The 17,134-nt window shown below is 55.6% G+C and carries 27 protein-coding genes; 10 read left to right on the top strand and 17 right to left on the bottom strand.

Annotation, left to right across the window (positions count from 1 at the left end):
- Window positions 1-69: 69 nt before the first annotated feature.
- Window positions 70-750: a C39 family peptidase gene (locus tag K8Q93_02695; GenBank protein MCE9644121.1), complete on the top strand. Its 681-nt coding sequence runs from the start codon at window positions 70-72 to the stop codon at window positions 748-750.
- A gap of 70 nt (window positions 751-820) precedes the next feature.
- On the opposite strand, the gene K8Q93_02690 is transcribed toward K8Q93_02695, so the two are convergent.
- Window positions 821-1,444, bottom strand: coding sequence for a peptidoglycan-binding protein (locus K8Q93_02690; protein ID MCE9644120.1), 624 nt, complete (start codon window positions 1,442-1,444; stop codon window positions 821-823).
- Between the two features lie 309 nt (window positions 1,445-1,753).
- Between K8Q93_02690 and K8Q93_02685 the strand changes: the two genes are divergently transcribed.
- Window positions 1,754-2,143: a DoxX family protein gene (locus K8Q93_02685; protein MCE9644119.1), complete on the top strand. Its 390-nt coding sequence runs from the start codon at window positions 1,754-1,756 to the stop codon at window positions 2,141-2,143.
- Window positions 2,144-2,341: 198 nt separating this feature from the next.
- Here K8Q93_02685 and K8Q93_02680 read toward each other — a convergent pair whose 3' ends face one another.
- A complete protein-coding gene (locus K8Q93_02680) occupies window positions 2,342-2,551 on the bottom strand; it encodes a hypothetical protein (protein ID MCE9644118.1) in 210 nt (69 codons plus the stop codon).
- Between K8Q93_02680 and K8Q93_02675 the strand changes: the two genes are divergently transcribed.
- Window positions 2,550-2,915: a hypothetical protein gene (locus K8Q93_02675; protein ID MCE9644117.1), complete on the top strand. Its 366-nt coding sequence runs from the start codon at window positions 2,550-2,552 to the stop codon at window positions 2,913-2,915. The genes K8Q93_02680 and K8Q93_02675 overlap by 2 nt on opposite strands.
- Window positions 2,916-3,035: 120 nt before the next feature.
- On the opposite strand, the gene K8Q93_02670 is transcribed toward K8Q93_02675, so the two are convergent.
- The 10 genes from K8Q93_02670 to K8Q93_02625 all read right to left on the bottom strand — a co-directional run bounded on the left by K8Q93_02670 (window position 3,036) and on the right by K8Q93_02625 (window position 9,510).
- Window positions 3,036-3,284, bottom strand: coding sequence for a GlsB/YeaQ/YmgE family stress response membrane protein (locus tag K8Q93_02670; GenBank protein MCE9644116.1), 249 nt, complete (start codon window positions 3,282-3,284; stop codon window positions 3,036-3,038).
- A gap of 37 nt (window positions 3,285-3,321) precedes the next feature.
- The gene (locus tag K8Q93_02665; GenBank protein MCE9644115.1) at window positions 3,322-4,434 is read right to left on the bottom strand and encodes a fibronectin type III domain-containing protein; all 1,113 of its coding nucleotides are present in this window, start codon (window positions 4,432-4,434) and stop codon (window positions 3,322-3,324) included.
- A 38-nt stretch (window positions 4,435-4,472) separates the two neighbouring features.
- Window positions 4,473-4,832 (bottom strand): YggT family protein, encoded by a 360-nt coding sequence (locus tag K8Q93_02660; protein ID MCE9644114.1) that lies wholly within the window; start codon window positions 4,830-4,832, stop codon window positions 4,473-4,475.
- A gap of 72 nt (window positions 4,833-4,904) precedes the next feature.
- Entirely contained in the window at window positions 4,905-5,327 is a 423-nt protein-coding gene (locus K8Q93_02655; protein MCE9644113.1) for an SET domain-containing protein, read from the bottom strand.
- Window positions 5,328-5,369: 42 nt separating this feature from the next.
- The gene (locus K8Q93_02650; protein ID MCE9644112.1) at window positions 5,370-5,795 is read right to left on the bottom strand and encodes an SET domain-containing protein; all 426 of its coding nucleotides are present in this window, start codon (window positions 5,793-5,795) and stop codon (window positions 5,370-5,372) included.
- Window positions 5,796-5,801: 6 nt separating this feature from the next.
- Window positions 5,802-6,800, bottom strand: coding sequence for a class A beta-lactamase-related serine hydrolase (locus K8Q93_02645; protein MCE9644111.1), 999 nt, complete (start codon window positions 6,798-6,800; stop codon window positions 5,802-5,804).
- A gap of 80 nt (window positions 6,801-6,880) precedes the next feature.
- Window positions 6,881-7,033, bottom strand: coding sequence for a DUF5679 domain-containing protein (locus K8Q93_02640; protein MCE9644110.1), 153 nt, complete (start codon window positions 7,031-7,033; stop codon window positions 6,881-6,883).
- Between the two features lie 151 nt (window positions 7,034-7,184).
- Window positions 7,185-8,384, bottom strand: coding sequence for a hypothetical protein (locus tag K8Q93_02635; GenBank protein MCE9644109.1), 1,200 nt, complete (start codon window positions 8,382-8,384; stop codon window positions 7,185-7,187).
- Between the two features lie 119 nt (window positions 8,385-8,503).
- The gene (locus K8Q93_02630) at window positions 8,504-8,752 is read right to left on the bottom strand and encodes a hypothetical protein (GenBank protein MCE9644108.1); all 249 of its coding nucleotides are present in this window, start codon (window positions 8,750-8,752) and stop codon (window positions 8,504-8,506) included.
- A complete protein-coding gene (locus K8Q93_02625; GenBank protein MCE9644107.1) occupies window positions 8,749-9,510 on the bottom strand; it encodes a hypothetical protein in 762 nt (253 codons plus the stop codon). Before K8Q93_02625 ends, K8Q93_02630 begins: the two co-directional genes overlap by 4 nt.
- A gap of 149 nt (window positions 9,511-9,659) precedes the next feature.
- Here K8Q93_02625 and K8Q93_02620 point away from each other — a divergent pair, with 149 nt between their 5' ends.
- The 3 genes from K8Q93_02620 to K8Q93_02610 all read left to right on the top strand — a co-directional run bounded on the left by K8Q93_02620 (window position 9,660) and on the right by K8Q93_02610 (window position 11,259).
- Entirely contained in the window at window positions 9,660-10,181 is a 522-nt protein-coding gene (locus K8Q93_02620; GenBank protein MCE9644106.1) for a hypothetical protein, read from the top strand.
- A gap of 87 nt (window positions 10,182-10,268) precedes the next feature.
- On the top strand, window positions 10,269-10,775 hold the full coding sequence (locus K8Q93_02615) for a DUF1360 domain-containing protein (protein ID MCE9644105.1): 507 nt from the start codon (window positions 10,269-10,271) through the stop codon (window positions 10,773-10,775).
- A gap of 1 nt (window position 10,776) precedes the next feature.
- Window positions 10,777-11,259: a hypothetical protein gene (locus K8Q93_02610; GenBank protein MCE9644104.1), complete on the top strand. Its 483-nt coding sequence runs from the start codon at window positions 10,777-10,779 to the stop codon at window positions 11,257-11,259.
- Window positions 11,260-11,292: 33 nt separating this feature from the next.
- Here the strand turns inward: K8Q93_02610 and K8Q93_02605 are convergent, their stop codons facing one another.
- A complete protein-coding gene (locus K8Q93_02605) occupies window positions 11,293-11,907 on the bottom strand; it encodes a hypothetical protein (protein MCE9644103.1) in 615 nt (204 codons plus the stop codon).
- 45 nt (window positions 11,908-11,952) lie between these two features.
- Window positions 11,953-12,135, bottom strand: coding sequence for a hypothetical protein (locus K8Q93_02600; protein MCE9644102.1), 183 nt, complete (start codon window positions 12,133-12,135; stop codon window positions 11,953-11,955).
- A 91-nt stretch (window positions 12,136-12,226) separates the two neighbouring features.
- Between K8Q93_02600 and K8Q93_02595 the strand changes: the two genes are divergently transcribed.
- On the top strand, window positions 12,227-12,574 hold the full coding sequence (locus tag K8Q93_02595; GenBank protein MCE9644101.1) for a hypothetical protein: 348 nt from the start codon (window positions 12,227-12,229) through the stop codon (window positions 12,572-12,574).
- 52 nt (window positions 12,575-12,626) lie between these two features.
- On the opposite strand, the gene K8Q93_02590 is transcribed toward K8Q93_02595, so the two are convergent.
- Window positions 12,627-12,956 (bottom strand): RNA-binding protein, encoded by a 330-nt coding sequence (locus tag K8Q93_02590; GenBank protein ID MCE9644100.1) that lies wholly within the window; start codon window positions 12,954-12,956, stop codon window positions 12,627-12,629.
- Between the two features lie 220 nt (window positions 12,957-13,176).
- Between K8Q93_02590 and hisS the strand changes: the two genes are divergently transcribed.
- Complete coding sequence (gene hisS / locus K8Q93_02585) at window positions 13,177-14,475, top strand: histidine--tRNA ligase (GenBank protein MCE9644099.1); 1,299 nt, start codon at window positions 13,177-13,179, stop codon at window positions 14,473-14,475.
- Between the two features lie 48 nt (window positions 14,476-14,523).
- Entirely contained in the window at window positions 14,524-15,099 is a 576-nt protein-coding gene (locus K8Q93_02580) for a ribonuclease H-like domain-containing protein (protein MCE9644098.1), read from the top strand.
- Here the strand turns inward: K8Q93_02580 and uppP are convergent.
- The gene (gene uppP, locus K8Q93_02575) at window positions 15,096-15,899 is read right to left on the bottom strand and encodes an undecaprenyl-diphosphatase UppP (GenBank protein MCE9644097.1); all 804 of its coding nucleotides are present in this window, start codon (window positions 15,897-15,899) and stop codon (window positions 15,096-15,098) included. The genes K8Q93_02580 and uppP overlap by 4 nt on opposite strands.
- Window positions 15,900-15,902: 3 nt before the next feature.
- Window positions 15,903-16,379 (bottom strand): thioredoxin-dependent thiol peroxidase, encoded by a 477-nt coding sequence (bcp, locus tag K8Q93_02570; GenBank protein MCE9644096.1) that lies wholly within the window; start codon window positions 16,377-16,379, stop codon window positions 15,903-15,905.
- 58 nt (window positions 16,380-16,437) lie between these two features.
- Between bcp and K8Q93_02565 the strand changes: the two genes are divergently transcribed.
- Window positions 16,438-17,124, top strand: a complete 687-nt coding sequence (locus K8Q93_02565; GenBank protein MCE9644095.1) for a DsbA family protein — start codon at window positions 16,438-16,440, stop codon at window positions 17,122-17,124.
- Window positions 17,125-17,134 lie beyond the last annotated feature (10 nt).

Genomic DNA, 17,134 nt, shown 5'->3' with positions numbered 1-17,134 from the left:
GATTAATCAGGCCACACTAATCGCCTAAAACGTCTTGTTTACGCACGACCTCTCTGGAATGATGGTCAGGTGCTCCCCCTCATCCTCGCTCTTGCCTTTACGGCAGTGAGCCTGCCACAGACAGCCCTATCTGCTCCGCCACAGATACTCCAGGCAGAGACGCTGAAAAAAGAAATCGCTACCAGCACTGTTCCCATAGTGCCGTTTTATTCGCAATTCAAGGACATCACCTCTGCAGCCTGGCAGAAAGTCGGCTGCGGCGTAGCGAGCCTCGCGATGATCATTGATTTTTATAAAGACGATACTGTATCGGTGAATACCCTACTCACACAAGGAATCGCAGAGAATGCATATCTGAAGAATGCGGGCTGGTCGCACAAAGGACTGATCCAGTTATCCAATAAATACGGTCTCGGAGGTAAGAGCTACGACCTCTCCAAGCTGAGCACCAAAGCTTCTTTTGCCGAGTTCAAGAATCAGCTTAAGAGCGGCCCGGTGATCGCCTCGGTGCATTACAAATTCGATCCCAAGAGCACCATCCCCCACCTAGTGGTGATAGATGGAATTGTGGGAGACACCATCTACTACAACGATCCGGCTGCCAAGACCGGACAGAAACAGATTTCCACTACTGACTTCCTCAAAGCCTGGAAGAAGAAATTCATAGTCATCAGACCAGCGCAAGAACCCAGCAAGATCGTCAAGAAAGCTGGTGACAAAGAATTCGCTACTGCGATGGCGAAGCTCTAGACCAGCTCTATACGATAGCAAAAAGCCGCCGATATGATCGGCGGCTTTTTGCTATCAAGTTCTCTCTAGACTAATTCGTAGTCGAGAAGGAGGTCGGCCAGGTGACACTCACATTACCAGAAGCATCCGTGGTGTAGACCATGTAGTAGTACGTGGTGTTGGCCTGGAGATTCTGCAAAGTAACTGCCTGAGAGGTGCGGAGGTTGCCATCGGTCGCAGCGACAGTGCCGCTGACCTCGACAGAGTTGAGATGCTCGACGGTCATGAGCGGACTGGTGCTGTAGTAGAGGTGGCCCTTGGCAAGCTCATTAGTGTTCCAGGTGACCGAAGCACTGTTCCTGCTCGGACTCATCCCGACACTAAGGATCGTAGCGGCAACACCATTGTTGCTCATGCCACCGACCATCTGGAGATTGAGCACGGGGAGCGTTGCCGGTCCTACGCGGCCGACTGCCGGGAGACCGTTGCGGCTCTGGAAGTTAGAGACAGCAGCCTTGGTGAGGAAACCGAAGTAGCCGCTCACCACACCCTGCGGGTAGAGAGTAGCATCGAGAGCGAGGAAGCTCTGGAGAGAAGAGACGTCGGAGCCGGACATCCCGACTTCGAGCTGGCGAGTGAGCGTATCTGCCTGTGCGAGGAGAGGTGCTGCGACGAACATCGCGGCGAGCGCGATAGAGGTGATCTGTTTAACCATACTGTTTTAGGGCCTTATTACGGGCACATTAGTTGCTACATTGTCTGGGTCATACGACCCTTTCTTGAAGCAAACTCTTTTTCCGAAGCGCAACCGCAGTCGACTCTTGAGAGGGATGAGTCTAAATGCACGCTTTGATGAGATACTCTTGCGACTCCCCTAGTATGTTCTTATCTTGACAAAAAGCAAGTTTAATTGCGTTATGACACACTTATCCAGTTAGCCCTAATCTGAAGAAATAGAGGGAAAAGTATATACTTTGGTCATACTCACTAACGAAATCGCAAGATGAATTTGTATGATTCTTCGATGTATAGGAACTGGGCTCCAGTGCTCGCGCGTCTGATATTCGGCGCGACCTTCCTCATGGCTGCGTACTATAAAATCCCGGGAACCGAGAGCTTCACCATGGAGGTGAATATGTCCGCCGCAGCAGGCATCCCCTTCCCACTCGTCGCCGTCTTCCTAGCTTTCCTGCTTGAGCTCTTCGGAGGTCTTGCCCTCGTCTTCGGCGTCTGGACTCGGGTAGCGGCCTTCCTACTCGCCCCCTTTGTGCTCCTCATCGCTCTGTTCTTTTTCCGCAACCTCGCAGACCAGGCGCAGTTCGGCATGTTCATGAGCTGTATGGGCCTCATTGCTGGCCTCCTCTACGTCTCCGTCTACGGGGCACGCCATGCGGCTGTTTCGAAAGACGCGTAGCTCGTAAAAATAGTGGGCAAGAAGAAAGGGCACGGAGTATCCGCGCTCTTTCTTCTATTTGACTTTTCAGAGCCTAAAAGTAGGCTTGCCGCAGAGGTTCCGCTGCCATAGGCAGCTTTTGGAAGGAAATCTGAAATGAGCCAAACGACAAAGCTGGGAATTGGGCCCCTGGTATCTGCAAGAGCAGGGTCAGTCAGCTTACCCACCGAAATCACCCTTGCCTGCCCCTTCTGCGGCGAAGAAGCCGCGGATAAGGGGCAATGCCTGGTGGAGATGGCCATGGTGGCCGATCCAGAATCCAAGACCGGCTTCAGAGCCAAACTCCTCTCCGACTGCCGCTCCTGCAGCCGCCAAGGAGAAGCGGCGATAGTCGTACAGACCCCCAACAGCTCGTAAGGAGTGTGTCATGTACTTTGATGGGCACACCTTCGTCGCACACCTCTACGGCTACGCAACTCTACTTTGGACCATGCTCACGACGAGCTGGGCGCGCGCCTTTGACGAAGGACTTAACCTGCTCGCCAACGGAGGGAGAACCTGCAGCACCGACATCGAGCTCCCAAATTGGATCGTGCAGTGGTGGCACTGGGAGCCAGAATCTTTCGGTGCCCTACTCCTGAAGGCTGTCGTCGCCATACTACTTATGGTGGCAACCGCGTTTAATCTCGTGGTTGCTCTCTTCAAGCTCTTCCTCTGGTGCACCGGCCTCCTGCCTGCTCTCATCATCATCTTCCTCATGGCCTGCAAGTTCACGCCAGACCCGAGCCAATGAGAACTTCAACCGTCCAACCGCGAACTGCCCGGGAGGACGGTTTCGCATTTTAAAGATAACTGTAAACAAAATCCCCGCCTTAAGGCGGGGATTTTGTTTAAGTGAGAAATATTGATCGCTCTACCCTCGCACCGCCTTCACGATGCCGATGAGCACGCAGGCTCCGAGAAGCGCTACCAAGAAGCTATAGAGATTGAAGCCGGTGATGTCTCCTTCCCCGAAGAAGCTCATGAGCCAGCCGCCGAGGACCGCACCCACAATACCCACGATCACGTTGAGGGCGATGCCCTGCTGCGGATCCGTGTTCATGATGAGAGAAGCCACCCAACCTACCAAGCCGCCGAAGATGATCCAAAGAAGTATGGCCATATAGTGTGATGCTTAAGTGATTAATCGCTACGATCTCCTAGTTCGTCTTGAACGTCAACTTATCCCCCCGGACTATGCCAAGGCTGTTCTGCGCTACTGCGCGGAAATAATAGTTCGTATCAGGATTGAGGCCGGTGACACTGGTCTCAACCTGAGTCGGGTTGGATCCTGCACCCGCCGATTTCTGCGGAGTGCTACTGAGGAGCACAGAACCCAAGAGAGAGTCGGTGCTGTACTCGAACCAGTACATAGTCTCAAGACCATTCGCATCCACCGTAGCGCGGAGGGTTACCGTAGAGGTAGCCACATGTGTCGCACTCAAGGTATTTGCCGTGGGCGCTGTGCCCGAAACCGGATTCAAGGTCTTGAAGCTAAGGATGGTGCTGTTCACCGTACCGAACTGATTCTGTGCATTGAGACGGAAGTAGTACGTGGTGGCAGGCTCCAGGTCAGAGAGCGCGAGTGAGACATTCATCTTGGCATTACCATCCCCCACTGCAGTAAGAGCGGAGCTGTTGCCCAGGCTCGTGGTCTTGCCGTACTCGAACCAGTAGCTGGTTGCTGCCCTGTTCGGCGTGACTTCGCCATTAAGCATCGCAGCTGTCCTATCAACACCGCTTCCCACAGTCGTCTTAACCGTCGGTGCTCCTCCTACCGGAGCAGGAGTGCCGACCGTAGTAGTCTTTAACGTCTGTATACCGCCTACCGTCTTGCCGTAGGTGTTCTCAGCAACGAGGCGGAAGAAATACGTAGTGTCTTTAGTAAGCCCGGTGATGAAGCCAGGGGCCGGAGTAGCACGGAAGCCTGAGCCGATCGTCTGGTTAGAAGTCTTAGTCCCAAGGTTCTGAGTGGTACCGTATTCATACCAATATGCGGTCGCAGCACCATTCGGAGTCACGCTGCCAGAGACCACCGCGGTAGTGTCTGTCTCAGTGGCATTTGAGTTAGTGATAGCAGAAGGTGCGCTTGCCTGAGGCGTAGGAGTCGGAGTGACCGGTTGTCCGCCTCCAGAGCTTCCGCTGCTTGAGGTCGACGGCGTCGAAGTGGCGGTCGGAGAAAGCGTCCCATCATCCCGTGTCACGTAATACACGCCTCCGCCGATGAGGGCGAGAGCGACTATTCCTCCGACTATAGCTGTGGTGTTGTTCATGCGATGTCAGAATTATCTTCTAATGCGCTACGTGTTTTTTATTGCTCCTGCTGATTGAGCTTACTCGCGGCTTCCGGAGTTGAGACCGGCTTGCCCATGAGGAAGAGCTTGATGAGGCCGATGGCTACGAACCAGTAAACGAGCATCGCGAGGAGGGTCGTCCATTCGAAGACGGATCCCTGGACGCTACTGACGCGGAATACGTTGAGAAAAGGTGCTACAAACGGATGACTCACGCCGTATATGAAGCTGGTGAAGCCGGCGTCAGCATTCGCTCCGAGGAGCTTGAGAATGAAGCGAAAGGCTAGCAGAGCCTCGAGCAAACCGAGCAGATACCATACGACTTGGGTGCCCCGATACAGAGGGCGCGTGCGGGGAGAGGTGTAGGATGATTCCATAGCACGTTAAGGTTAACTAGCGGCCTACTCATGCCGATAGATACCTGAGGTGACGTTTAGCTATGAGGGCTCTTACTGACCTCGTTTTCCTTCCTGACACTTAGGACAACGGCAGCCTTTGGGCTTTATGTGCTCATCAAAATATTCCTTTTCGTAATCGTAGGTAAGCTCCTCCCCCGCCTTGATAGCTTTCCTCGCCATGATGAATACGCGACCCTTGCGGATCTCCGGCTCGCAGTTAGGACGGCAGGAGTGATTGATATAGCGAGCGAGGTTGGAGCGCGCGCGGCCGTCGATGGTCTTATATTTGTGCACCTCGAAGAGATAGAGGCTGTTGTTGGTAAATTCCTCTTCCTTGGAGATGACCCGCCCCGTATATTCGATGACGCACTCCCCTTTCTTGATGGGAGAGTAGGTGAAGAGACCGATGCCAGCGCTTGAGCGCTTCGGCTTAAGTATGAAATCTCCTGGTTGAAATTTAAGTTTGCGAGGCATGGCAGGGCGCCATCCTAACAAAAAATCCGCGGGCTTCCAAGCCTACCCGCGCTCGAAATGCTTAGCCTCGTGGTACTGTCCGTAATCAGCCGTGAGCTCCTCCCCTTCCACGATATCCCGCGCTGCGAGGAACGTCTCTCCCTTATCAGGAGTCACCATATTGGGAGTATCGGAGTGATTTAAAAAGTAAGACTTATCAATAGCATCCATCCCATAGCTCGGCACGAAATAGACACCATCCTGGAGAGCGCAGAAATCGCGCACCAGCTTCTTGGCTTCTTCCGGCGCATCGTATGCTTCGAGCTCTGCTTCAGGGATCTTTAGCACATCCGCATATGGATCGCAGTTCTTGAAAGGATCAATCCCTTTGGGGATTGTGCGTATAGCGACCACGCCGACGCCGTGTTCCGTAGGCGCAAGCCGGCAATAGACCTCTTTGAGAGAAGCGAGAAAATCTTTCTTGTTCATTCCATTTTACTCAGAGCCTCTGCTCACATAGTTATAAACCCTCGTCGAGATGGAGCGGATAACAGCGGCGAGATCCGGCGCCGACACTCCTTTAGTCATGACGCAGAGGAAGTACGGATGATCCGGGTAATAAATGATGCCGCAGTCGTGAAGCTCGCGGATTTCCTTGGTGTTGCCTTCTGCCGGAAATACGCGGCTCCCGAACTTATGCGCCACCCTCACTCCTTCCGGCACGCCAGCCACCAGCCCCTCCTTGAATTCCGCTTCGCTTAAGACCTTGAGAGCAGCTTCGGAGAGCGAGCGAGAGAGATACGATGCGTTATAGAGCACGCGGAAGAAGAGGGAGTATTCCTTAGGTGAGAGACTATCCCCCGTGTTGGCTAGCTCTGGGATAGTCACACCGAAATCAGCGAAGATGCGCTGGCGGCTTTCAGTGTCGAGGATGGCTTGGAGAGTATTCTTAGAATCATTATCCGAATAGACGATCATTCGGCGGAGGAGCTCTGCGATGCTGTAGGATTTCCCTGCTTCGAGCCGCGGAAAGCTGTCTGAATCCTGCGCAGCGCTGCGGTATTCCTCTTTGAAGAGGGTCTCGCGCTCAAGCAGGCTAGGATCCAGATCCGCGCCCTTGAGATAGGTCATCATCAAAGCCACCTTGTAGAGGCTTGCGGGGGCGTACTCCACCTCTTCATCCACGCCCATCCAGCGCCCCACTTCCAGGTCGCGGAAATATACCGAGGCGGAGATGAGCTTACCCTCCGCCTTGAATCGTTCGATATCGGCGTGGACATTCTGCACAAGATCGCTGAAAGAGCGCGCCTGAGAGAGATCCCCGGTGCTGAGGAGCGGATGGATGAAGTCGTAGCGCTCTGCGTTCTCCCGGATCGCAGGCTCAAGCAGGAAATACTTATCAAAGAAACGCACTCCCCCTACCCACCCCGCAAGCGCTCCCGCGAGGAAGATGCCGAAAGCCACCAGAAAGAGAACCCTCCGCGACATATACATGCCCAGAGAGTAGCACACCCCCGACAGGGCATAAAATCAAAAACACCCTTGCGGGTGCTTTCGAAAATCTCGAATGATGATTACTTCGCCTTGCCCAAGATACTGAACATGCCGGTGCCGCACTTCTCGCAAGTGCCCTTCATAGCATTGCGGCCGTTCTTCATGGTGATCTTGCTCGCCCCCTTCATGCTGCGCTTCGCCTTGCACTTCACGCAATACGCTGTGTCTGCCATTTCTATATGTTTAAGGAATACCGCCTAAGTGTAGCTTGGAATCGCTCCCCGGCAAGGCGAGCGCGGGGATAACCCAGCGCTTCATTATGAAAAGGAAAAACCGGCGGGGACTTACGTCCCCGCCGGATATGCTGTGCGAGCAGCCGACTGGCTACTCGTCGTTGAACGGCCCGACGGCCAGGAACAGGAGCTTGGCCAAGGTCATCATCTGGATCTTCGAGACCTTGTGGGCGTCGACCTCGTAGGTCATGGCCGAGCCCGTGACCGTCTTCCCCTGGAAGGTGTCCTTGTAGAGGATCTTCCCGGAGAAGCCCGGCACCTTGCTGTCGGCCTTGAAGAAGTCGTCCTCGGAGGCCGCGGTGGCCTTGAGGATCTCCGCCTCGGAGATCGCCTGCTCATTGACCCGCACGTTGAGGTCGTAGTAGCCGAGCCCGTTCTGGGCCCGCTTCGGGTCGTCGATCCAGCGGATGGTGCCGCTGAAGCGATCCGGCTTCTGGCCGTAGTTCGCCTGGAGGTCGAGATACCAGACGCTGTTCTCCGGATCGAAGTCCATGGACCCGTTCAGGATGACCTCCGGATAACCGGCGACCGGCCCGGAGGCGAGCTTCACGTTCTGGAACCCGACCGGATCGGAGTTCTTGATCGTGGCCTTCACCGGACGACCTTCGACGTAGAGGGCGAAGTGCTTCTCGCCCTTGGCCTTGGCCTTGGCGAGGAAGCCGAGCGCCCCTGCGCTCTCGGGCACGCGCCCTTCGATCTCGCCACCGAACTTCGAGACGAAGCCGGGGACGGGGCCAGCCGACTCGATGGCCATACGCAACTCGCCCATGCCCGCGGGCGGCTTGGTGAGGTGGTACTTGCCCTCGTTGTCGAGGGAAAGGCCACCGATCAAGGAGCCGAGAACGCGCGTCTGGGTCGGATTCGCCGGGTTGATGACGCCGGTGCGCAGAGTGTATTCGAGGAAGCCGACCTGGGCGGTGGTGCCGAGCGTCGCCGTGGGAATCCAGGGCTGGCGCTTGATGGTACCGTCGAAGAAGGTGGACTTGGCGACCTGCAGGTTCACCTGGTAGATGTCCTGCTGGCCGATGGCCGGGCTACCCGCCGGCAGCTTGCCGGTACGGTCCTTGTTGGTCCGGGTGTTGAAGGTCGCCGACATCGTCCCGGAGATGGCTTTCTCGAGGCTGAAGGGCTCCGTGTAGGAGGCCGGGACAGCCTGTGCGAAGGCCGAGACAGGCAGGGCGAGCGCCAGGAGGGCGGCCGCCACGAGCCCGCGGAGGGAGCGAATAAGCATCTGTAGTCCTCTTATCCAGTGGTTGGAAGAAGGTCTGCCAAAAAGCAGTCCGTTGAACATATTAACCTAATTAATTAAATCTGTCAAGAGGGTGATCTAAGTTGGTTTTATGAGCAAAAGAAATCGGCCGCCGCGTCGAGGACGCAGCGGCCGAAGGTTTTGAAGTGCTTATACTACGCTTAGCGCCCTCCGATCAGCTCGTTGACGAAGAGGCTGACGAGAAGCACGAGCATCATGACTGAGAGAGCGAAAAGGTACGTCTCGCGATTTCGATCACTCCTGAACCCGCGACGATATTCCCCATTCGCGTACTTCGTCGACGATGCCAAACGCATCTTCTTGAAAGACCAGGGAAGCAGGAAGAGGTTTGCGATGACCGAGATTCCGAGGAACCAAAGTCCGGGGTTGTTCACGATTTCCTCCTTCATTGAATGCCGTGCTCGCGAGGGTGCGGCAGGCGGTTTCCAAGAATGCGCTGGCGAGCTGCCTCGCGCATATGCTGCTCAAGAACCACGCGAGCTCGCCTCCCATAGACAAGCTTCCTACGCACGGTACGGCGGAGCGTGAGCCACCAGAGCTCCCGGTACCTCTTGCGGATCCGAGCCCGCTTGTCTTCCGGCAGATAGTTCCAGACCATGGAGCAGTTACGCTCCACCCACTTCCCGAGCGCGAGTCGCGCGAGGAAAGCGATGGTCTTGTACCAAAGCCAGGACATCACCGAACTAGACACCGCGATACGGACTCCGAAGATGGTGACGATACCGAGGATGGATCCTGCCACGAGCGCGACGATGACCATGAAGACGCAAGACCCGCCCACCAACAACAAGCGCAAGAGCCAAGGCAAGCTTTGCCAATATTCCCACGCGATTGCGTGGAGTTCCTTCGCCTTCTGAGAAGACCGGAGGAAGCGTGTCCGCGCTGCCCTGCGCCACAGGATAGGTACGGCGATAACCAGGATGAAGGGCAGGAGCTTCATGACTCCGTAGCGGACCACAAAGCCTCGTAAGAAACTCGTGACAGTAGCCACAGCGGCACCTTCCGCGAAGAGGAGGCCGGCGACGCTGAGCAGCGCCCATTCGGGACTCCATTCTTCTGGATTGTAAAAGTACGCAGCGAGCCCCAGGAGAAGGAACCCCGCCGCAACCAAGCCCACAAGCTTGGTACGAGTCGAGATTCTTTTCACTTTTTCCTCCCAGGATCAGGGTTAATTTGCGGTCTTAATTATAGCAGTATAAATATGTATTGTCAAATACATCAGTTGACAATATACTACAAATGAAGTATGCTTTCCTCAGTACGCCTAGCCCTTCCACAACCAAGAAAGTCCCCGCAATGACGACGCAACCCGCGCGTACCCTCAACGAAGTGGGAGTCATCGCCGCTACCCACCGCCGCCCCTTCCGCTTCCTCCCGCGCACGGCCGACGACTGGAGCTGTTTCCTGGCTGGCCACTGCGCCTGGCTCGTGCCCCTCTGGCTGATCGGGGCTTACCTGTGGAACCCCGCCTACGAACCCATCCGGCCCTGGGTCTGGTCGGTCCCATGGGCGATGGCCTTCTGCTATTTCGCAGGCCAGGTCATGCTCCTCCTCAAGTCGGCGGAGCGCTCGGAGCAGATCGGCATGAAGGACATGCTCTGGTCTCTGATCACCTTCGTCACCGCGTTCGGCATGACCCTGATCCTGCTCGTGCTCTGGCAGCAGGGCGCGTATCGGATGGGGGCCTTCACCGGCACCTGTCTCACCGCGTTCGTCTTCGCAACCGCCCTGGAACTCGCCGCCACGGCCTGGGTACGCTTCCTGGTCAACCGCCGCACGTTCGTCGCGGCTGGAGCAACTTCGGACTCCCAACCCTAAAGCTCTTCGGAGCCAGCCGCCCACGCATCATGCGTGGGCGGCGTTTCCTTTTCTTGCGAGATACACGAAGAGTAGGATAATGGGACTATGGAACCTAAAAATAACCAGCACTCCTGGAACTTCCTCTTCAGCCTTCTCTTTCTCGCCCTCCTTGGAGGAGCGATGTATATCCTTTACCGGAATGTGGGCTCCCTCCCCCAATCAATTCCCCTGGCTGACTTCAGCCTCATCGCGCTCGCCACTTTCCGCCTCACCCGCCTCTTCGTCTACGACAAGATCACTGCTTGGTTCCGAGACCTCTTCAAGGAGAGCCGTGAGACCACCCTCGACGGCATCACGTACGTAGAGCGTTCAGTACCGCAAGACGGCCCGCGACGCACTATCTCTGATCTCCTCTCCTGCCCCTGGTGCCTCGGTGTCTGGTTCGCACTGTTTACGACTACTCTGTATTTCCTTGCCTCCTGGAGCTGGTACCTCATCCTAGTGCTCGCGCTCTCTGGAGTCGCCACCCTGCTTCAGCTCGGAGCGAACCTCCTCGGCTGGAGCGCAGAACTGCAAAAGCTTAAAGTCGGAGAAAAGGAGCGCATGATCTGACATGACCTCGCTCACCCTCCGCTTCACCAAAATCTCTGCGATTCATCACCGCTTCGAATATCGCCGCGAGGATGGCTCCGGAGAGAGCCTTGAGCTTGAGAGCAAAGCGTTCCTTCTCCACGATTTCATCCATCTCGCTCTCGAGAGCGAGGCCAAGCTAGCCCATTCTTTCTATGGGATGCTCGCCGCAGGGAACTCTTACGACACCATGACACCGGAAGCTATGGGAGAGGAACTTATGACCGGAGAGCGAGGTGTCACGGAGAGGCTTGTCGGCGGCCTCACCGGAGTAATCCGCGACGCGCTCACTCCGGAAGATTTCCTCGCCGCGATGCAGAATGCCTTTGATGCCTACCATGAGCCGATGCCGGAGTGGCTCACCAAAGAAGCGGTTACGAAAATAAAGAACCGCTTCCAGAACCTCTGGGGCCAATGGAAGAGCACGCCATATGGCGAGACCTTGGAACTTCGCTTCGAGGTCTAAGAAAAAGCCCCGCGCACTGCGCGGGGCTTTTTCTTAGTAGAGATCGACAGAAGAGAGCACCGTGGAGAAATCGTCGATGATGGGATCTTCCGGCGTGAGGTATGTAACCGTCGCTTTGATGATGTTTCCCCCGTGCGCAAAGACGAAGGCATTGGCTTCGTAGAGCCCGCTATGGCGATAGAAGATGGCAGATGTTCCACCGATCTCCGCCTCCTCGTAAGTGCCGTCCCCTAGCTTGAAATTGGAATTAGCATTCCCCTTCACCCAATCAAGAAGACCCGTCTTATCCCGATTATTCTGAAATACTTCGAAGGAAATGGCTGTCGGCCCTTCGCGGCCCGGCGAGAGCCCTAGTTTCAGATTGCGATTCTCCTGCGTATCCTCAACCAGCTGGATATGATAGTGGCCGCGCTGTGCCGTACCCACCTCTTCTTCCCAGACCATGTAGTGAGATGGGTAATCAAAACTCAAGCCGAACTCTGGCGCGTCATAGGTCTCTATGCCTACCGGGGTGCCGGAGGGGGTAACTGTCGGAGACGGCACCACAGGACGCTCTGTCCCAGGAAGCGGCAGAAGCGAGGTGAACATGAGGATGACTACGGAGAGAGCCGCTACCACCGCGACACCCAGAGCGATGTGTTTTTTCATACAAAAAGTATACCTCAGGAAGATACTCTTGGTTGTTGATAGCGACTAGCGAATTGAAGAAGTCTTGCCTTCGCCTGAAAGCTTGGCTTCAGCCCGAACAGAGACGGTCGTAGTAGCGGAAGAAGTAGCCTGGGGGTCGTTGTGATTGCGATACCACACGACGATGCCGATGACCGCCAGAAAAATTACGGCGCCCGGCGCTGCGAACCCTCTGGAGTATCCTCTCATGCCTCTATCTTACAGGAGCAGAGGACTACAATGAATGCTCTTATCCCCTTCATCCACATCCCCCAAAAGAGACGCGTAGTATACTGATTTCATGGATTCTCTCCTGTCGATCTTTCAAGGCGCAGCCTGGAGCCAGTATCTGCTCTTCTTCAGTGTCGGCTTCTTCCAGGACCTCCTCATCACCCTCTATTACCAAGCGATCTCCAAGGACTACCCCCTCCGCTCCGGTTTCCTCTCTTTCGTAGTCACCGTAGTCGGTATCCTGGTGCTCTACGAGATCCTCGGCGATCTGGAAGGCCAGCAGCTCGGCATCATCCTCGCCTACGCGCTTGGCAACGGCGTCGGCACGTATGCAGTAGTGAAAGGCAAGCATTTCAAACGCAAGGGACACCTCTTCGAATTCTTCATGACGCTCTTCCGGCAGGATAGGACCAAGTAATGAAAACAAAAGACCCTGTCCTTTCGGACAGGGTCTTTTGTTTTGCGTCGACTTAGTAGCCGCCGCGACCGCCCATACCACCACCGTTGCCGCCATATCCGCCACGACCTGCGTCGCGTCGGGGAGGACGATCAGTGAGAGGACGTGCCTCGTTGACGGTGATAGCGCGACCACCGAGGTCTGCACCATTCATCGTCTCGATTGCCTTGTCTGCTTCAGCGTCGTTCGGCATGGTCACGAATCCGAAACCGCGAGAGCGGCCCGTCATCTTGTCCATAACGATCGAAGCAGCTTCCACTACGCCAACCGTAGCGAACGCATCGCGAAGCTCGGAGTCCGTCGTAGAGTACGGCAGACCACCGACATAGAGTTTCTTTGCCATCGTAATCGAATTGATTTCTAAAGTAGCGCGACCCTCTCTTCAAACCCGAACGATGGCTCTGGAAGAAACTTCTCCTTTCCAATCGCGGACCCTACAAGAATCAACTACTTGCCCGTTTTATAGCACTCTTTAACTCTCCCGACAAGCGAGCCTCTACACAGCTTCCCCCGCCATTCCAGCTTGGTAGGAGGAGGGATATTTGCTACTATCTGGCCTATCCATGGCCGATCCCACCTCCCTCTCTACTGACCCCTACAAGGGCACCCGTGACTTCTATCCCGAGGACATGTCCGTCCTCAACCACATCCTGGGAGGCATGCGCACCGTCTCGGAGCGCTTCGGCTATCTCGAATATACCGCCTCCCCCCTCGAATCCACCGAGCTCTACAAAGCCAAGAGCGGCGAAGAGATCGTAAACGAGCAGACCTACACCTTCACCGACCGCGGCGGCCGCGAAGTGACCCTCCGCCCGGAGATGACTCCGACCGTAGCCCGCATGGTCGCCGGCAAGCGCCGCGAACTGGCCCTCCCCCTACGTTGGTATTCCATCCCCAATCTTTTCAGATATGAGCAGCCGCAGCGCGGCCGCCTGCGCGAGCACTATCAATTGAACGTGGACATATTCGGAGTAGAAGGTACCGAAGCAGAGATCGAGGTCATCTCGGTAGCCTCGGGCATCATGAAGCACCTTGGCGCAACGGACGCAGATTTCAACATCCTGGTGAACCATCGCGCCCTCATGAATGCACTCACCCTTGAGCTCGGCCTCTCTGAAGAGCAGTCTCACAAGCTCTTCAAGCTCATCGATCGCAAGAACAAGATGGAAGCGGCTGCTTGGAGCGCTGCAGCGAGGGAGATAGCGGGAGAGGCTAGCGAAACAATAGAGAAAGTACTGGCGAGCGAAGACCTCGAGAGCTTCCTCAGAGAGGTGCCTGCCCTAAGTGCACACAAAGCGGTGACAGAACTCGAGGAAGTCCTTCGCGGACTCTCTGCCTCAGGAATAAGGAATGCGCGTTTCAGCCCCTCCCTCATGCGCGGCTTTGATTACTACACAGGGATCGTCTTCGAACTCTTCGATACCTCTCCGGAGAATCGCCGGTCACTCTTCGGCGGCGGCCGCTATGACGACCTCCTCTCCATCTTCGGCGCAGAAAAGATGCCTGCCGTAGGCTTCGGCATGGGTGACGTGACCCTACGTGACTTCCTCGACGTGCACGGCCTTATCCCAGAATACAAACCAGCGACCACCCTCTATATCTGCCGCGCAGACGGCGCAGAATCTGCTGCACTCGCGGCTCTCGCCTCCGAACTACGGGCGCAGGGAGTGAATGTCGCCGTCGACTTCACCTCTCGCAAGATCGGTGACCAGATTGGTGCTGCCGACAAGCAGCGCATCCCCTATGTACTCGTGGTCGGTGAACGCGAGCTAACGAGCGGCATCTTCGCCGTCAAAGAGCTCGCTTCCGGCACCGAAACCAAGCTCTCCCGCACCGAACTAGCCTCCTTCTTCAAGTCCTAGCCCAAACGAATGTAGCTCATGCTACACTGGTGTTTCTTTTAATATTCCATGCGCAAGATCGTATTCGATATCGAAACCAAGAATCTCTTCCAGGACGTCGGCCGCAACGACCCTGCTCTCCTTGATATCTCCATCGTCTGCATCCACGATTCAGAGACCGACTCCTACGAGAGCTTCTTTGAAGCGGATTTTCCTAAGCTCTGGAAGATATTGGAGAAAGCAGACATGCTCATTGGCTACAACTCCGACCACTTCGATGTTCCACTGCTTAACAAATACTATCCCGGCGACCTCACTGCCATCAAGAGCCTCGATATCCTCAAGGAGATAAAGAATAACTACGGTCGTCGCATGAGCCTGGACCAGGTCGCCGAAGGCACCCTCGGCAAGAAGAAGATCGGACACGGACTCCAAGCCATCACCTGGTGGAAACAGGGCGACATGGACAGCCTCCGCAAATACTGCCTGGAAGACGTGAAGATCACCAAAGAGGTGTATGAGTACGCCCGCACCAACAACAAGCTCTTCTTCAGGGAAGGAGGCGTGAATAATGAGATAAAGCTCGATGCATCAAAATGGGAGAACCAGGAGAAGAACGCTCTCACCTATACCCTCCCCTTTTAGCGGAAAAAGAGAAACGCGATGACCGCAGCTGCGAGCGCGAAACGATAGTACGTAAATACGGCCAAGCTGTGCGTGCGCAGGTAGCGGATGAGGAAATGAATCGCCGCGAGCCCCACGAGGAAGGCAACGAATGAGCCCATGAGGAGAGGCACTCCCATGGCACCGAGTAGGTGTTCGTTAGAGAGCTCCAGGAATTTCTTGGCTCCAGAGCCTACGATGATGGGAAAAGAGAGGATGAAGGAGAAGCGAGCGGCCGCCTCCCGAGTAAGCCCGAGGATAAGGCCTCCGGCGATAGTGGAGCCGGAGCGCGACATACCAGGGATGAGGGCGAGACATTGAAACAAACCGATGAGGAAGCCCTTCCCGGGCGTAAGTGCGCCTGCCTGCGTAGCGATCCTTTCAGCAAAGAGGAACAGAAAACTTCCTACAACAAGCATGAGCGCCACCAGCCCCGCACTCCGGAAGACAGTTTCCATATAGCTCTCGAGGAGCAACCCGATAATGATGGCTGGGATGGTGCCGTAGATGACAGCAAGGAGGAGCGTACGATCTTCATCCGATACTGCTCGGCGCATGATCCACTTCGCTCCAGTAAGGAAGAGACGCCAGAGATCGCGCGCAAAATACACTCCCACCGCAAGGATAGTGGCAAGCTGCAGCACCGCGTCCACCGCAAGGCCTGAGGGCACATTGATGCCGAGGATATCCCGAGCAAGAATAAGATGGCCCGTAGAAGAGACCGGCAGGAACTCAGTGAGCCCTTGGACGACGCCGAGTATCAGCGCTTGAAAGAGATCCATGGATTATTTCGTAAGCCCGAGACGCTTGGCATCAGCGAGCACCTCTTCCGGATGCTCTTCTGGCTTCACTTTCTGATACTGAGCGACTACCTTACCTTCTTTGTCGATGAGGTAGGAATCACGCTCCACACCCCAGTATTTCTTACCGTACATGCTCTTCTCTACCCAAACGCCATACTTCTCCGCGACCAGATGATCCTTGTCCGCAAGGAGAGTGAAAGAGAGCTTGTGCTTATCACAGAATTTCTTGTGAGATTCCGGCGTATCCGGACTCATCCCGAGGATGACGATACCCGCTTTGGCATATTCCTTAGAGCGATCCTGAAATGTCTCAGCCTCTATGGTACATCCCGGCGTCATGTCCTTGGGGTAGAAATAGAGGAGGACTGGCTGCCCACGGTACCCCGAGAGCTTGTGTTTCTTCCCATCCTGATCAAGCAGATTGAAATCCGGGGCCTTCTTATTGAGTAAATCCTTCATAATTAGGCTCAGTATAGCGCATGATATAATGCAGTCCATTAATCGCTTTTCGACCCCTATGCCAGAGACTAAAAGTTCGCTCGGAATCCCCATCGCCATCGTGCTTGCCGGCGTCCTCATCGCCGGTTCTGTCCTCTACACCCGCAGCACTCCTTCTACCGGAGTGACCCCGGGCACTCCTCAGGAGATATCTCTTCGCGCAGTCAGCGCGAATGAGCACATCCTCGGAAACCCGGATGCCAAGGTAGTGATCGTAGAATATTCCGACCCCGAGTGTCCGTTCTGTAAGAGCTTCCATGCCACCATGAAGCGCATCATGAGCGAGTACGGAGCGAACGGATCCGTCGCTTGGGTGTATCGCCACTTCCCCATCCCAGAACTTCACACTAAAGCCCAGGCGGAAGCCGAAGCCATCGAATGCGCCGCCGAGCTCGGAGGCAATACTGCCTTCTGGAAGTACGCTGATCGCCTCTACGAAATCACCCCCTCAAATGACGGCTTGGACGCCGCGGAACTCCCCAAGATCGCCGCATATGCTGGCCTCGACGCAGCCGCCTTCGCCAAGTGCACTAGCGAGCGCCGCACCAAAGCCAAGGTGGACGCTGACCATGCGGATGGAATCTCCGCAGGAACCCGTGGTACGCCCTACAGTGTGATCCTCACCAAGAACGGTGACAAGATCCCGCTTGAAGGAGCGCTTCCCTACGCAGACATGAAGGAGGTCGTGGAGACGTTGATAAAGTAACTGAAAAGAA

The organism is Candidatus Parcubacteria bacterium (assembly GCA_021414235.1).
In the GTDB taxonomy this organism is placed as follows: domain Bacteria; phylum Patescibacteriota; class Minisyncoccia; order Phycocordibacterales; family JAKFXT01; genus JAIOOV01.
This window is presented reverse-complemented; position numbering and strand designations above follow the sequence as displayed.

What these genes read in the sequence shown, in the direction of transcription:
- K8Q93_02690 (MCE9644120.1), bottom strand. Translation starts at nt 1,444, where the DNA reads ATGGTTAAACAGATCACCTCTATCGCGCTCGCCGCGATGTTCGTCGCA.
- K8Q93_02685 (MCE9644119.1), top strand. Translation starts at nt 1,754, where the DNA reads ATGTATAGGAACTGGGCTCCAGTGCTCGCGCGTCTGATATTCGGCGCG.
- K8Q93_02675 (MCE9644117.1), top strand. Translation starts at nt 2,550, where the DNA reads ATGTACTTTGATGGGCACACCTTCGTCGCACACCTCTACGGCTACGCA.
- K8Q93_02680 (MCE9644118.1), bottom strand. Translation starts at nt 2,551, where the DNA reads ATGACACACTCCTTACGAGCTGTTGGGGGTCTGTACGACTATCGCCGC.
- K8Q93_02670 (MCE9644116.1), bottom strand. Translation starts at nt 3,284, where the DNA reads ATGGCCATACTTCTTTGGATCATCTTCGGCGGCTTGGTAGGTTGGGTG.
- K8Q93_02665 (MCE9644115.1), bottom strand. Translation starts at nt 4,434, where the DNA reads ATGAACAACACCACAGCTATAGTCGGAGGAATAGTCGCTCTCGCCCTC.
- K8Q93_02660 (MCE9644114.1), bottom strand. Translation starts at nt 4,832, where the DNA reads ATGGAATCATCCTACACCTCTCCCCGCACGCGCCCTCTGTATCGGGGC.
- K8Q93_02655 (MCE9644113.1), bottom strand. Translation starts at nt 5,327, where the DNA reads ATGCCTCGCAAACTTAAATTTCAACCAGGAGATTTCATACTTAAGCCG.
- K8Q93_02650 (MCE9644112.1), bottom strand. Translation starts at nt 5,795, where the DNA reads ATGAACAAGAAAGATTTTCTCGCTTCTCTCAAAGAGGTCTATTGCCGG.
- K8Q93_02645 (MCE9644111.1), bottom strand. Translation starts at nt 6,800, where the DNA reads ATGTATATGTCGCGGAGGGTTCTCTTTCTGGTGGCTTTCGGCATCTTC.
- K8Q93_02640 (MCE9644110.1), bottom strand. Translation starts at nt 7,033, where the DNA reads ATGGCAGACACAGCGTATTGCGTGAAGTGCAAGGCGAAGCGCAGCATG.
- K8Q93_02635 (MCE9644109.1), bottom strand. Translation starts at nt 8,384, where the DNA reads ATGTTCAACGGACTGCTTTTTGGCAGACCTTCTTCCAACCACTGGATA.
- K8Q93_02630 (MCE9644108.1), bottom strand. Translation starts at nt 8,752, where the DNA reads ATGAAGGAGGAAATCGTGAACAACCCCGGACTTTGGTTCCTCGGAATC.
- K8Q93_02620 (MCE9644106.1), top strand. Translation starts at nt 9,660, where the DNA reads ATGACGACGCAACCCGCGCGTACCCTCAACGAAGTGGGAGTCATCGCC.
- K8Q93_02615 (MCE9644105.1), top strand. Translation starts at nt 10,269, where the DNA reads ATGGAACCTAAAAATAACCAGCACTCCTGGAACTTCCTCTTCAGCCTT.
- K8Q93_02610 (MCE9644104.1), top strand. Translation starts at nt 10,777, where the DNA reads ATGACCTCGCTCACCCTCCGCTTCACCAAAATCTCTGCGATTCATCAC.
- K8Q93_02605 (MCE9644103.1), bottom strand. Translation starts at nt 11,907, where the DNA reads ATGAAAAAACACATCGCTCTGGGTGTCGCGGTGGTAGCGGCTCTCTCC.
- K8Q93_02600 (MCE9644102.1), bottom strand. Translation starts at nt 12,135, where the DNA reads ATGAGAGGATACTCCAGAGGGTTCGCAGCGCCGGGCGCCGTAATTTTT.
- K8Q93_02595 (MCE9644101.1), top strand. Translation starts at nt 12,227, where the DNA reads ATGGATTCTCTCCTGTCGATCTTTCAAGGCGCAGCCTGGAGCCAGTAT.
- K8Q93_02590 (MCE9644100.1), bottom strand. Translation starts at nt 12,956, where the DNA reads ATGGCAAAGAAACTCTATGTCGGTGGTCTGCCGTACTCTACGACGGAC.
- hisS (MCE9644099.1), top strand. Translation starts at nt 13,177, where the DNA reads ATGGCCGATCCCACCTCCCTCTCTACTGACCCCTACAAGGGCACCCGT.
- K8Q93_02580 (MCE9644098.1), top strand. Translation starts at nt 14,524, where the DNA reads ATGCGCAAGATCGTATTCGATATCGAAACCAAGAATCTCTTCCAGGAC.
- uppP (MCE9644097.1), bottom strand. Translation starts at nt 15,899, where the DNA reads ATGGATCTCTTTCAAGCGCTGATACTCGGCGTCGTCCAAGGGCTCACT.
- bcp (MCE9644096.1), bottom strand. Translation starts at nt 16,379, where the DNA reads ATGAAGGATTTACTCAATAAGAAGGCCCCGGATTTCAATCTGCTTGAT.
- K8Q93_02565 (MCE9644095.1), top strand. Translation starts at nt 16,438, where the DNA reads ATGCCAGAGACTAAAAGTTCGCTCGGAATCCCCATCGCCATCGTGCTT.